This window comes from Actinomyces sp. HMSC065F12 (assembly GCF_001814535.1).
In the GTDB taxonomy this organism is placed as follows: domain Bacteria; phylum Actinomycetota; class Actinomycetes; order Actinomycetales; family Actinomycetaceae; genus Pauljensenia; species Pauljensenia radingae_A.
This window is the reverse complement of sequence record NZ_KV816946.1, coordinates 36,770-48,932: the sequence shown is the minus strand read 5'-3', so window position 1 is coordinate 48,932 and position 12,163 is coordinate 36,770. Positions and strand designations below refer to the sequence as shown.

The following is a 12,163-nucleotide window of genomic DNA, read 5'->3' as shown; positions in this document are numbered from 1 at the left end:
ACCTTTGGATATACGTGTGTCCTACACTGGAAATGTCAGGGACAACGGAAAAATCTCCAAGTTTAAGATCAGAGGGAGCCACAGATGACGTTACCCGCGCACAGCGATCTTGCACCCACATACTCACGCTCACCGAAATCCGAGCCACGCAATGTGATCGTGCATTTCGGAATGGGAAACTTTCATCGAGCTCACCAGGCCGCCTACCTTGATGAACTGTTGCGTCAGCATGATGATGACGTGCCGGAGTGGGGCATCTGCGGTGTAGGCGTGCTGGAGCGAGACCGACGTATGCACGATGCTCTGCATGCGCAGGACTGCATGTACACTCTGGTCCTCAAAGCACCCGATGGCTCGTACGATGCGCGCGTGATCGGCTCGATCATGGATCACATGCTGGCGGTAGACGATACTCAGGCAGTGCTCGACGTGCTTGCAGCTCCCTCGACCCGCATTGTGTCGCTGACGATCACCGAGGGAGGCTACCCGATCGATGATGCGACCGGTGAATTCGCCCCGGATGACGCTGCGCGTGAGGACGGTCAGTCACCTCAGTCGCCTCACACGCCATTCGGATTGATCGTCGAGGCACTCAGGCTGCGCCGCGAGCGCGCAATTGAACCGTTCACCGTACTGTCGTGCGACAACCTGCCGGGCAACGGTCACATTGCGCACGATTCAGCCTGTGGGCAGGCAGCACTGTCGGATCAGGAGCTGGCGCAGTGGATCGACGACAATGTTGCGTTCCCGAACTGCATGGTCGACCGGATCACGCCCGTGACCACTGACGAAGATCGCGAACTGGTCGAACAGCAGTGGGGGATCGAAGATGCGTGGCCGGTTGGCGCTGAACCGTTCATTCAGTGGGTTATTGAAGACAAGTTCCCGGCAGGCCGCCCGCAGTGGGAAGAAGTCGGCGCCCAGATGGTCACGGACGTGGTGCCCTACGAGCTGATGAAGCTCCGCCTGCTCAACGCCGCCCACCAGATGCTCGCACACTGGGGCCGCCTGTTGGGAATGACCTACGCGCATGAGGCCGCTGAAGATCCGGACATTGAAGCTGTGACGCGCGCCTACCTGGAGCGTGAAGCGCTGCCCACCCTGCGCCCCGTGCCGGGCATCAACCTCGACCAGTATGTCGATACGCTTTTCGAGCGCTTCACCAATCACGCCATTGCTGACACGCTGAATCGTCTGGCCGAAGACGCATCGGACCGCGTGCCCAAATTCGTTCTGCCGGCTCTGCGCGGATGCATCGAGCAGGGTCGCCCGGTTGATCTGGGTGCGGCGATGTGTGCGGCGTGGGCGCTCACACTGGAAGGCAACGACGAGGACGGCGCGCCGATCACCATCAACGACCAGTATCGGGATCGCCTGATCTCGCTGGCGCAGCAGCAAAAGGCCGGAAATACGCGCGCTTTGCTGAGCGATGCCCGCCTGTTCGGCGAGCTGGAATCAACCAGTGAGTTTGCGGATCGCTTCGAACACTGGCTGCACGCAATTCGGCGCGACGGTGCCCGCGCCGTCATGCGTGAGCTGATTGCTCAGGCGAACTGACGCTTAGCGGGCTGCCTCACCGGCAGCACACGCAACTCCGATGATTCCGGCGAGGTTACCCAGCTTCGCCGGAATGATCGGTGTCTTCAGGTCCAGCAACGGCAGGAACTTGTCGTGATTTTCCGACACGCCGCCCCCTACGACAAACAGGTCAGGTGAAAAGAGCATTTCGACATGCGAGTAGTAGCGCTGGAGACGCTCTGCCCACTGCTCCCACGTCAGGTTGTACACCGTCTTCTGGCGGGCTGACGCGTGTGACTCGGCGTCACGCCCGTCAATTTCAAGGTGTCCCAGCTCGGTGTTGGGAACCAGTGTGCCGTCAATGAACATGCCGGATCCGATGCCCGTTCCCTGCGTGGTGACAATGACAACGCCTCCTACGCCGGCGCCTGCACCAAAGCGAACCTCTGCCAGGCCGGCTGCGTCGGCATCGTTAATGACGACGGTGGGCCGTCCCAGCTGAGTGGAGAATCGTTCCTCGGCGTTGATGCCAACCCATTCCTGGTCAAGGTTCGCCATGAAGGGGATCACGCCGTGTTTGATCGGTGCGGGGAAAGAAATGCCGACGGGCACGTCGTCTGCAACGTCAAACTGGTCGATCAGTTGTTGGCATGCGGCGATGACGTGGTCCGGGGTGGCCGGAGCAGGTGTGGGGATTGTGATGGGGTCGCGCAGGACGCGCCCGATCTTCAGGTCAACGAGTGACCCCTTGACGCCTGATCCACCAATGTCGATTCCAAATGCCTGGGTAGCCATGGGACCTGCTCCGCTCTTCATGCCACGATTGTTTACTTACCGATCTTACTATTCCACCACGTCGCCCTCAGTGCGAACATCTTCAAACGCGTTATGCCTCATTCGTGCAGAACTCGGCAGCCACGTGGTGCGGTTTTATGCGCAGCACACTCACCCGCACAGAGCCAGTACGCGGCGGTCTGCTCCTTCCAGACGGAACGGTCCAAAGCGGCGCGGCGCGGCGATGCGTTGATTCTGGTCGGTGACACAGATGCGCTCCCCCAAACGGTCGACCATAACGGTACCGATCGCATCGACAGCGATAATCCCGTCTTCATCCAGTCGAATCATTGTCGGAATATCGAACAGGATCGGACGTGCTTCATTTTCGCTGACCATCCGTGCCGCCGCTGTGATGGTAGTACGTCCCGCTTTCATCGCGTCGATCAGTGCCTCGGGCGTACATTCTTCAGCTGCCAGCCATGTGGTCGGCATACCGGGGCGCAGCGGTGTGGAGTAATGATGGAAGTCTCCTCCGCCCATCACCACCACATCGTGTTTCCAGCGGGCATGCCACGCCAGGATCGAGGTGTCAGTCGGGCGCAGGTACCAGCTTCCGTGATACAGCTCCGCGCCTGGTGGTTCCGTCTCCAGTGGATGCAGCCACGAGCAGTCATCGGACACCGGGTGATTAATGGACATGAATGCGTCACGCTCAGCAGCTTCGTCCACCCACCGTTGCGCCGGTTGGCGAAAATCGATAAAGCCGACCTGGCCCCACGCGTTGGCGTGCCCGCGGTGAGTCGTCATCTCCTGACCGGGAATCAGCGTAATTCCGTGGCGAGCACTGACAGCCGCCAAGTGGGGATGGTGGCTCACTGTGTTGTGATCCGTGCAGCCGAGGTAGTCAAGGCCGGAGGCGACGCCCTCGTTCGCGAGTTGCCACAGCGACAATTGCCCGTCGGAATGCAGGCAGTGATTATGCGGGTCACCTGCGTACCACGTCAGTCCGGGCGGGGCAGGCAGTCCGCGTTCACTGCCGCGCACCTCACGGTGGATCGGCTCATCGGCCGGTCCGTGGTCAATGGATCCGCTGGCGGGTGTGCGCACGCACACCGTCACGTCGCACCCGTGCGAAGGGACAGTATGAAGTCCGAGGACGACTGCCCACGTGCCCGACTCCAGGTCACCGGGAATGTAGCCCGGCGTGGCGTCGCTACGGGCAATGATGAAGCTGGTGCGCGCACCCCCGGACCATCCGCGCCAACCTTGCGGCGATTCGCAGCCCATGTCGATACCAGCGCCGCCTTCGCGCGAAAAACTCAGTGTCGCTTCGATGGAGTCGAACCCATCAACCTCGAACTCGACGCGCGGGTAACGGTTGGCGGCCTGATCCGCCAGGGTCACGTGGAAGGTGCGTTCAACAAGTGTGCGTTGAGCAGGTGCCATCACTGATCGCCTCCGCCAATCGTCGACATGCAGACAGAGACGCGGCGAAACATCCCTGACGCCACACTTAGTGTGATGTGTTACACATCACTTGTCAAGCGGTGCATGGCTTCAGAGCAGTCCCGCCGCGTCGAGCCTTACGCCTCCTGCGTCGCTTCCTTTGCCGGCGTCGTCTCCATGCGCGTGCGTCGCGAACGTGGCGTGTACCTGCGGTCCAGAACGACGGCTGCCGCGCCGATGGCGCCGGCATCCTCGTCCATAATCGACTCCATGATCTGCACGTCACGGTGACGCTGAGTTGCGGACTCCGCCAGCAGATCCTCCACAGCTTTCTGGTAGTAGGGCTGCAGTTCCTTGAAATACGGACCGCCCAGCACGATCAGGTCAGCATCAATGAGTTCTACTGCCCCCACCGTCAGAGTTGCGATACGCTGCGCAGCTGCCTGGAGGATGTCGCGTGCTTCCTGGTTGCCATTTTCGGCCTTGTCACACACCTGGTGCAGAGCTTCGCGCACAGCGTGGTGGTCGGCGCGCGGCGGAAGATCACCGTCGATGGCACCCTTTCCGTGAGCCCGCTCTACAAGCAGAGCAGGATCGTTGTCGAGGCCACCGTCGCTATCCTCTTCGAACATGCCCAGCGTCTTCAGGATTGTGCCCACTTCACCGGAGTTACCGGACGCTCCGGCAAGCGGCTCACCATCGACCGCCAGGCCAAGTCCGATTCCGGCACCCAAGTATACGAAGACCATCGTTGAATCCAGGATGCCGCCACCGCGCACCCAGCATTCACCGATCGATGCCGAAATCGTGTCTTTGACAACCGGAATGGGCTTTTCAGCTCCCAGCCCTTCCGCCAGCAGTGCACCCAGCGGCGCGTCCTGCCATTCAGGAAGCCAGACGGATTCCCTAAGCGATCCGTTCGCCACGTCAACAACTCCAGGCACTGCCATGCACACGCCGACAATTCTGTCTTCCGGAACACCGGTTCGTTCCGCCAGCTCCCGGATCCTTCCGGCAGTCTGCTTCATCGCCTCAACCGGATCAGCCAGGGTTGGCTCATCGGAATCGCTGGAGGCAACGACACGGCCTTTCATATCGAGCATAACCAGGCTGGTCACCGCCGGATCGACGTGAACGCCGATCGAGTAGGCAGCTTCCGGGACCAGATCAACGATGACGTGGGGACGCCCTCGTCCACGAAAGTCCGTACCGATTTCCCTGAGGACGTCGATGGACAGCAGGTGACGAACGATTGCCGACACTGTTTGAACCGATAGCTGGGTGCTTGCGGCAATATCACGCTGGCTCGCAGGCCCCAGACGTCTTAAAGCATTTAGGACAACTTTTTCGTTATATTGACCAACTTCTACCAGACTGGTCCCGATTCTCATCTTCCCCTCCGTGAGATTATTGAGCGACCATCCGCAACGGTGGCAGCAACAAACATAATCACCTACTACTTTACGCAACTTGAAGTCCAATTAGGCGGCACAATAGGCCTATGCACAGGATTAACGACCATTATTTCAACGGAGGGCAGGCAGTTGTCGCTCAGGGAGGGGCTGAAGAGCCTACCCCTGCGTCACTCCTGGCCGGCGCCGTCAGTGCAGCGGACGCGCCGCACCCCCTGTCGGTCTTCGATCTATTTCGCATTGGGATTGGGCCTTCCTCGTCCCACACGGTTGGCCCGATGCGCGCGGGGCTGGCCTTTGCCACCGAGCTGGAGTACACCGACACTGCACCCGAACGAATCACAGTGGACCTGTACGGGTCGCTGGCAGCAACTGGACGAGGCCACAACACCGACCGAGCCACGTTGTTGGGACTGGCCGGCTACGACCCGGAAACCGTGAACATCACCACCGTCGAATCGCTCTTCCCCACGGTCAGCCGCACAGGAATTTTGCCCGTGGGCGCCCACCGCTCCGTGTTCTTCGACATCGCGCGCGATATTCGTTTCGAACCTGAAACGATCCTGCCGTACCACGTCAACGCGCTGACCATCACGGCGTGGGCAGACCAGATGTATCGGCGCATTGCGCGCAGGCGCACCTTCTACTCCATCGGCGGCGGTTTCGTCATGATGCAAACCAACGATGACACCGCCCATCCGGAGGTGACATCCCTCGTAGCTCCCGATGCTGCCGACATTCACGGCTGCCAGGCTCCCTATCCCTTTGCATCTGGTCGCGAGCTGCTGGATCAGTGCGCATCCCGGCAGCTGTCCATCGCAGATCTCGTCTACGCCAATGAGCGGTCGATGCGTCCAACCGAAATGGTCGACGGGTACATTGACCGCATCGCCGCGACGATGTTCAGCTGCATCGAAGCGGGAATCAGCGCGACCGGGATCCTGCCGGGCGGACTCGATGTGCGTCGACGCGCCCACACATTGTTCACTCAACTGTGCGCCCAAGGTAACCGCCCTCAGCATGGCAATTCTGCAGCACCATCGTGGGCCGAGCGACCTGACGATCCGATGCGCGCAATCGACTGGGTCAACCTGTTTGCACTGGCTGTCAATGAGGAAAATGCGTCAGGTCACCAGATCGTCACTGCTCCGACGAACGGAGCAGCCGGCGTCATCCCCGCCGTGCTCGGATACCTTGTGTCGTATTGCCCTGAGGCGGGGGCCACCACGTTTACGCCCAGCGTCGACTCATCTCTGTTCGCCAGTGATGACGAGGGCGGCTCGGGTATGCGCCGCACCCGAGCCATACGCCAATTCCTGCTCGCAGCCACGGCCATCGGCGCGCTGATCAAGACGAATGCGTCAATCGCTGGTGCCGAAGTGGGATGCCAGGGTGAAGTGGGATCAGCATCTGCGATGGCTGCAGCCGGACTGGCTCAGGCTCTGGGTGGTTCACCACTCCAGGTGGAAAATGCAGCGGAGATCGCCATGGAGCATTCTTTAGGGTTGACGTGCGATCCTGTGGGAGGTTTGGTGCAGGTTCCATGCATTGAACGCAACGCGATTGCCGCCGTCAAAGCGATCAACGCAGCCCGTATGGCACTATGGGGCGACGGGAGGCACACAGTGAGCCTCGATGCCGTGATCGAAACGATGCGCCAAACCGGTAACGATATGTTGTCGAAATACAAAGAGACGTCAGCTGGCGGATTAGCCGTCAACGTCGTGGAATGCTGAATGAGAAGGTGACGAAATGGCTCCACCACCGAAGCGATACTGGGGCGTGGCGAAAGGCGCGACCCTGATCCTCGGCATCGTCATCATTGCGTTGTCACTTCTTGGCGAGGGAACATGGCGCCTGCGCATGGCACCCACCATATTTGAAACCCGGCACCTGTTCATCGCCGTCGCCGTCTTCTTCGTGGCGACCTGTGCGCACGGCATTTCCCTGTCATATGTACGGGGTCTGTGGCAGCACATGGTGGCGTGGTCTGTCGGCGCCATCGCCGCAATCGGCATGATCATCGCACTGGCTCACATCGTGGATCAGCGCGTGCCCGATGAACTCAGCGTCCTGGTTCCGCGTCTCGGTATCCTCGCCGTCGGCGTCATCATCGTATGCATCGGGTTGTGGCGCGAGACTGACGCCCTCCACGAGCACAATGATCACAGGCAAAACAACTGGTACGTCCGCACCTCGCGGGTTCTGCGAGCCGCCCACTTCTGGACCCCGGAGGAAGCCGAGGCGCAGGTGCGTCTGGCACGTGCCGACCTGCAACACGCCCAGTCGCACCTGACTGGACCGGGTGAGGCCGACGACCTGGATCCGTGGGAGTATTTCGGCACGCCTGAGGAGTATGCCGCGCGTTTGACGTCACGCCCGGAAGTGACATCGAATCCCCTGCGCACTGCCCGCTGGTACTACCTGATGACGGCTCTCGTTCTGGACGGCTGGGCCACGTATCGCACATTCGCCCATCCGATGAACTGGCTCACCGTGGTGCTACATCTGCTGGCCCTGGTCGCGGTCTTCCTGTTCGTATGGGCATCCATCACGTTGCATCGAAGTGGCCGCTAGGCGCCCTCGACAATGAAAGGAGGGACGCATGACTGAAGGGGAAACCCCAGGAGCCGGACGTTTCGCGCCTTCTCCGTCGGGGGATCTGCATGTGGGTAATCTGCGCACCGCGGTGCTGGCGTGGCTGTGGGCGAAGGCAACGGGCCGGCGTTTCAAGTTACGCATCGAGGATCTGGACCGGGTGCGCTCAGGAGCAGCTGACTCGCAGATCGCTGACCTGACGGCGCTGGGTCTGATGTGGGATGCGCCAGTCATGTATCAGTCAACCCGCCTGGATGTGCACCGCCGCGCGATCGACTACCTGGTGGAGCAGGGACTGGTTTTCGAGTGCTACTGTTCGCGCCGCGATATTCGTGAGGCTGCGTCGGCTCCCCACCGCCCGCCGGGCCACTATCCCGGCACGTGTCTGAACCTCAGTGATGCGGAACGAGGGCGACGCCGAGCGGCCCTGGCTGAATCTGGCAGGCGTCCGGCGCTGCGGCTGCGCGCCCCGATGGATGAGTGGACCATTCACGATGAGCTCTACGGTGAGGTGCGCGCTCCGGTCGATCATTTTGTCATTCAGCGCTCCGACGGTACGCCCGCCTATAACCTGGCGGTCGTACTGGACGATGCGGCGCAGGGCGTGGATCAGGTGACGCGTGGTGACGACCTGCTCAGTCAGGCGTCGGCGCAGGGAGCGCTGGCCGACATGCTTGGAATCGACCAGGTGAATTTTGTCCATGTCCCGTTGGCGCTCGCCGCAGGCACCGGTCAGCGCCTGGCGAAGCGCGATGGCGCGGTGACGTTGTCGGATCTGCGCAAGCTGGGGTGGACGGTTAGCGACGTCATTGAGTGGATCGGTGAATCACTGGGAGTTCGCGGTGCACGTTCGATCAATGATCTTTCTGACGCGTTGGATCTGTCGGCGCTTCGCGCCTTGCCGCGAGAGCCCTGGATGGTGACGCCGCCCTCGCAAATAAAGCAAAACCCCGACCGGTGGATCGCACCGAGCGGGGCCGCTGCGCGCTCGAAGGGACTCGAACCCCCAACCTTCTGATCCGTAGTCAGATGCTCTATCCATTGAGCTACGAGCGCAGTGCCGTTTGGCTGAACTTAACTTTAGACCGTCAGGCGCCTGATCTTCAAATCGAATTGGTGTCAACGTCGCCACATTCACAGTGTGGACACCACTGGTGCGGGGGCAGGTGGTGCGGGCTACTATCAACCCATGACACACGGGCATTCACCAATTCGCGTAGCAATTAACGGGTATGGCAACCTTGGCAAGGCCGTTGAGCAGGCAGTTCAGGCCGCTGAGGATATGGAGCTGGTCGCAGTGTTTACACGACGCGATCCCGCGACGATCAAGCCACAATTCTGCGAAGCTGTCGCTGTGAGTGATGCGCCTCAGTGGCGTGACAAAGTTGACGTGTGTGTGCTGTGTGGCGGATCCGCTACGGATCTGGCAGATCAGGGTCCAGAGTTTGCCGCACTGTTCAATACGGTTGATTCTTTCGACACTCATGCGAAGATTCCCGAGTATTTTGCTGCCGTTGATGCTGCCGCTGACGCCGAGGGGCACCTCAGCGTGATTTCAACCGGCTGGGATCCCGGTTTGTTCTCACTGGCCCGCATTATCGCCCAGTCCGCTCTGCCGGATGGGAAGACCTACACGTTCTGGGGTCGTGGCGTTTCGCAGGGCCATTCCGATGCTATCCGGCGGATCGAGGGTGTCGAAACCGCTATCCAGTACACGGTGCCGGTCGAAGAAAACAGCAAGCGGATTCGTGCCGGAGAGGAACTCGAGCTGACCACGCGTGAGCAGCACACCCGCGAGTGTTTCGTTGTAGCGGCCGATGGGGCTGACCGCGAACGCATCGAACGCGAGATCGTCACGATGCCGAACTACTTTGCTGACTACGACACCACGGTCCACTTCATCAGCCGTGAAGAGTTCGACCGTGATCACACAGGCATGCCGCACGGCGGAGAGGTGATTCGCAGCGGTCACACGTCCGGTGGTGCGCGCCAGGTTGTCTCCTTCGGCCTGACGCTTGAATCAAACCCGCAGTTCACGGGTGCTTTCGCGACGGCTACTGCCCGCGCGGTTGCCCGACTGGCCCGCGAGGGACGCACTGGTGCAATGACCGTCTTCGATATTGCGCCCGCCTACTATTCACCGCTGAGCGCCGAGGAGCTGCGTTCCCAGCTCCTGTAACCTAGCGTGGGCGTGGGTGAGCGACACCGTTAAGACGACAGTGCGGCGGTAAGTTCGGCCAGGCTCGGGCATGTTGCCGGGCCGCGCCGCGTCACTGACAGTGCCGCCGCCACGTTCGCGACGCGCACCGCTTCATTAAGCTCGCTTCCGCGTGCCAGCATCGCGCAGACCACGCCGCAATGCGTGTCCCCCGCACCGTTCGTGTCAATGGCATCAACCGCATGCGGCGCGATGGTCTCGACTCGGCCGCCCGCCGCAACGAACGCCCCCTTGCCGCCTTGACGCACAATGACGGGCGCGTCCACTGTTTCAGACAAAGACAGCGCACGCTGTGAGGCATCGTCCGTTTCGTCAATCTCGACACCGAGCGTGCCCGCAACAATGCGTGATTCGCGGGCATTGAGTGACCAGATCGGATGCACGGATGCCACGGCTTCCAACGTGTCGCGGTCGATGTCAGCCACCATCGTGGAGGGGTCGAACACGATCGTGGGTTTCTCATCGGAATCAGCCGACTGCTTAACCGTGTGCGTGCGCAGCCGTTCAATCAGCCGCAGCAGCGCGGCCTTGGGAGCTTCATCAACCAGCGAATACCCCGTCATATAGACGACGTCCCCCACACCCAGTCGAATATCGTCGTAGGCGTCCAGTGGAGTGTTGAGTTCAGCGCCGCGGGTCGAAACAAAGGTGCGTTCAGCGTTGCGATCCGTCATCGCCACACAGATTCCGGTGTCCATCGTCGTGTCGCGATACCCGCTGGCAACGATTTTTTCGCGTACCAAACGTTCGCGCGCAATATCGGCCAACGGCCCGACTCCCAGTCCGCCGGCGTATTCAGCGATGATGCCCATCTGACGCACGGCGTACATGACGTTGAAACCGCCGCCCACTTCAAGCCCGTATCCGTCAGCAAAGATCTCCGTGGACGGTTGTGGAATGTGGTCGATATTCATGGTCAGGTCGACGACGACCTGACCGGTGTGGATGACGCGACCCACCTGCTGCGTTGTCATGGCGATCCTGCTCCTAGTTGTCCAGCGATGCCTGGCGCGAGTGTTCGTCAATGAGTGCCAGTTCGTCCTCACTGAATGCCGCATTGTCGAGGGCGCTCACCGAATCGGCCAACTGAGCAGCCGATGAGGCACCGACCAGAACCGTGGTGATGCGCTCATCTTTGAGCAACCATGCGAGCGCCATCTGCGCCAGTGACTGTCCACGCTGGGAAGCCAGCTCATTCAAAGCCCGCAGATGGCTGACTCGATCCTCGGTCAGTACATCGGTGTGGAGGAAGCGTTGTTCACGCATACGCGATCCGACAGGGACACCCTCGTCACCCAAATACTTGTCGGTCAGGAGGCCCTGAGCAAGGGGCGAAAAGACGGCCATGCCCAGTCCCTTTTCACCGCAGGTGTCCATGAGGCCGGATTCGACCGAGCGATCCAGCATGGAATAGCGGGGCTGATGGACGATCAGCGGCAGGTGTACCTCCGCTGCCAGGGCAACGGCGCGTTCGGTGTCGGCCGGGGAATACGACGAGATGCCGGCGTACAGAGCCTTACCCGAGCGCACAGCCTGATCAAGGGCGCCGATCGTTTCCTCCAGCGGCGTGGTCGGATCGAAGCAGTGTGAGTAGAAGATGTCCACGTAGTCCAGACGCATGCGGCGCAGTGACTGATCCAGGGAGGCGAGAACGTATTTGCGACCACCGCCGCCTTTCCCGTAGGGACCGTCCCACATGTCGTAGCCGGCCTTGGTGGAGATGACCAGTTCGTCGCGGTAGGGGCGCAGGTCGTGGTCCATGTGGTATCCGAAATTCTTTTCGGCAGAGCCATACGGTACGCCGTAGTTATTGGCGAGGTCGAAGTGGGTGATCCCCAGATCGAAGGCCGTGCGAATAATCTCCCGCTGCACACTGATGGGGTGGTCATCACCGAAGTTATGCCACAGACCCAGTGAGATGGCAGGCAAGTCCAGTCCAGATGCACCGCAGCGCCGGTAGTGCGCACCTGGCCCACTGTATCGGTCAGGGTCCGGTGCCCACGGGCGATCGATCTGCTGTGGTGCGATAGGAGTTTCTGATATGTGCGTGTTCACCATTGGACTGCCTTCATTCTTTTCCCGCTCTGAGCAGTTTGTTCGTCTTCAGTATGGCCCACTGCGTGTGCATCTGCGAACCACTGCCGCGATGATCACGTTAACACCAACTGGTCAATCAGACTTTCAATGTGCGCGC

10 protein-coding genes and 1 tRNA gene are annotated in these 12,163 nt (G+C 60.8%); 5 read left to right on the top strand and 6 right to left on the bottom strand.

Annotated features, from left to right (window positions below; genetic code table 11):
* The first annotated feature begins 84 nt into the window (after positions 1–84).
* On the top strand, positions 85–1,557 hold the full coding sequence (locus HMPREF2975_RS02010; RefSeq protein ID WP_058237531.1) for a mannitol dehydrogenase family protein: 1,473 nt from the start codon (positions 85–87) through the stop codon (positions 1,555–1,557).
* Positions 1,558–1,560: 3 nt separating this feature from the next.
* On the opposite strand, the gene ppgK is transcribed toward HMPREF2975_RS02010, so the two are convergent.
* From ppgK to HMPREF2975_RS01995, 3 genes are all read right to left on the bottom strand, one after another.
* Positions 1,561–2,313, bottom strand: a complete 753-nt coding sequence (gene ppgK, locus HMPREF2975_RS02005; RefSeq protein ID WP_058237923.1) for a polyphosphate--glucose phosphotransferase — start codon at positions 2,311–2,313, stop codon at positions 1,561–1,563.
* 150 nt (positions 2,314–2,463) lie between these two features.
* Complete coding sequence (locus tag HMPREF2975_RS02000; RefSeq protein ID WP_083314350.1) at positions 2,464–3,741, bottom strand: CehA/McbA family metallohydrolase; 1,278 nt, start codon at positions 3,739–3,741, stop codon at positions 2,464–2,466.
* 137 nt (positions 3,742–3,878) lie between these two features.
* Positions 3,879–5,132 (bottom strand): ROK family transcriptional regulator, encoded by a 1,254-nt coding sequence (locus HMPREF2975_RS01995; protein ID WP_082628617.1) that lies wholly within the window; start codon positions 5,130–5,132, stop codon positions 3,879–3,881.
* Between the two features lie 110 nt (positions 5,133–5,242).
* Between HMPREF2975_RS01995 and HMPREF2975_RS01990 the strand changes: the two genes are divergently transcribed.
* Genes HMPREF2975_RS01990 through gluQRS form a run of 3 tightly spaced genes read left to right on the top strand, consistent with a single transcriptional unit; the run spans position 5,243 to position 8,769 of the window.
* Positions 5,243–6,889, top strand: coding sequence for an L-serine ammonia-lyase (locus tag HMPREF2975_RS01990; protein WP_082628618.1), 1,647 nt, complete (start codon positions 5,243–5,245; stop codon positions 6,887–6,889).
* Between the two features lie 16 nt (positions 6,890–6,905).
* Positions 6,906–7,730, top strand: a complete 825-nt coding sequence (locus HMPREF2975_RS01985; protein WP_058237534.1) for a hypothetical protein — start codon at positions 6,906–6,908, stop codon at positions 7,728–7,730.
* A gap of 28 nt (positions 7,731–7,758) precedes the next feature.
* Entirely contained in the window at positions 7,759–8,769 is a 1,011-nt protein-coding gene (gene gluQRS, locus HMPREF2975_RS11895) for a tRNA glutamyl-Q(34) synthetase GluQRS (RefSeq protein WP_074026223.1), read from the top strand.
* On the opposite strand, the gene HMPREF2975_RS01975 is transcribed toward gluQRS, so the two are convergent.
* Positions 8,735–8,807: transfer RNA gene (locus HMPREF2975_RS01975), tRNA-Arg, on the bottom strand. The genes gluQRS and HMPREF2975_RS01975 overlap by 35 nt on opposite strands.
* A 133-nt stretch (positions 8,808–8,940) precedes the next feature.
* On the opposite strand from HMPREF2975_RS01975, the gene HMPREF2975_RS01970 reads away from it, so the two are divergent.
* A complete protein-coding gene (locus HMPREF2975_RS01970; protein WP_058237925.1) occupies positions 8,941–9,930 on the top strand; it encodes a diaminopimelate dehydrogenase in 990 nt (329 codons plus the stop codon).
* Positions 9,931–9,959: 29 nt separating this feature from the next.
* On the opposite strand, the gene HMPREF2975_RS01965 is transcribed toward HMPREF2975_RS01970, so the two are convergent.
* The gene (locus HMPREF2975_RS01965) at positions 9,960–10,943 is read right to left on the bottom strand and encodes a PfkB family carbohydrate kinase (RefSeq protein WP_058237535.1); all 984 of its coding nucleotides are present in this window, start codon (positions 10,941–10,943) and stop codon (positions 9,960–9,962) included.
* A gap of 13 nt (positions 10,944–10,956) precedes the next feature.
* Positions 10,957–12,027 carry an L-glyceraldehyde 3-phosphate reductase gene (gene mgrA / locus HMPREF2975_RS01960; protein WP_083314349.1) on the bottom strand — a complete coding sequence of 357 codons (1,071 nt, stop codon included), beginning with the start codon at positions 12,025–12,027 and terminating at the stop codon, positions 10,957–10,959.
* Between the last annotated feature and the right edge of the window lie 136 nt (positions 12,028–12,163).

Excerpts from the sequence above, each read along its gene's own strand:
- gluQRS (WP_074026223.1), top strand. The coding sequence starts at position 7,759 with ATGACTGAAGGGGAAACCCCAGGAGCCGGACGTTTCGCGCCTTCTCCG.
- HMPREF2975_RS02000 (WP_083314350.1), bottom strand. The coding sequence starts at position 3,741 with ATGGCACCTGCTCAACGCACACTTGTTGAACGCACCTTCCACGTGACC.
- HMPREF2975_RS01970 (WP_058237925.1), top strand. The coding sequence starts at position 8,941 with ATGACACACGGGCATTCACCAATTCGCGTAGCAATTAACGGGTATGGC.
- HMPREF2975_RS01995 (WP_082628617.1), bottom strand. The coding sequence starts at position 5,132 with ATGAGAATCGGGACCAGTCTGGTAGAAGTTGGTCAATATAACGAAAAA.
- ppgK (WP_058237923.1), bottom strand. The coding sequence starts at position 2,313 with ATGGCTACCCAGGCATTTGGAATCGACATTGGTGGATCAGGCGTCAAG.
- HMPREF2975_RS02010 (WP_058237531.1), top strand. The coding sequence starts at position 85 with ATGACGTTACCCGCGCACAGCGATCTTGCACCCACATACTCACGCTCA.
- HMPREF2975_RS01990 (WP_082628618.1), top strand. The coding sequence starts at position 5,243 with ATGCACAGGATTAACGACCATTATTTCAACGGAGGGCAGGCAGTTGTC.
- HMPREF2975_RS01965 (WP_058237535.1), bottom strand. The coding sequence starts at position 10,943 with ATGACAACGCAGCAGGTGGGTCGCGTCATCCACACCGGTCAGGTCGTC.
- HMPREF2975_RS01985 (WP_058237534.1), top strand. The coding sequence starts at position 6,906 with ATGGCTCCACCACCGAAGCGATACTGGGGCGTGGCGAAAGGCGCGACC.
- mgrA (WP_083314349.1), bottom strand. The coding sequence starts at position 12,027 with ATGGTGAACACGCACATATCAGAAACTCCTATCGCACCACAGCAGATC.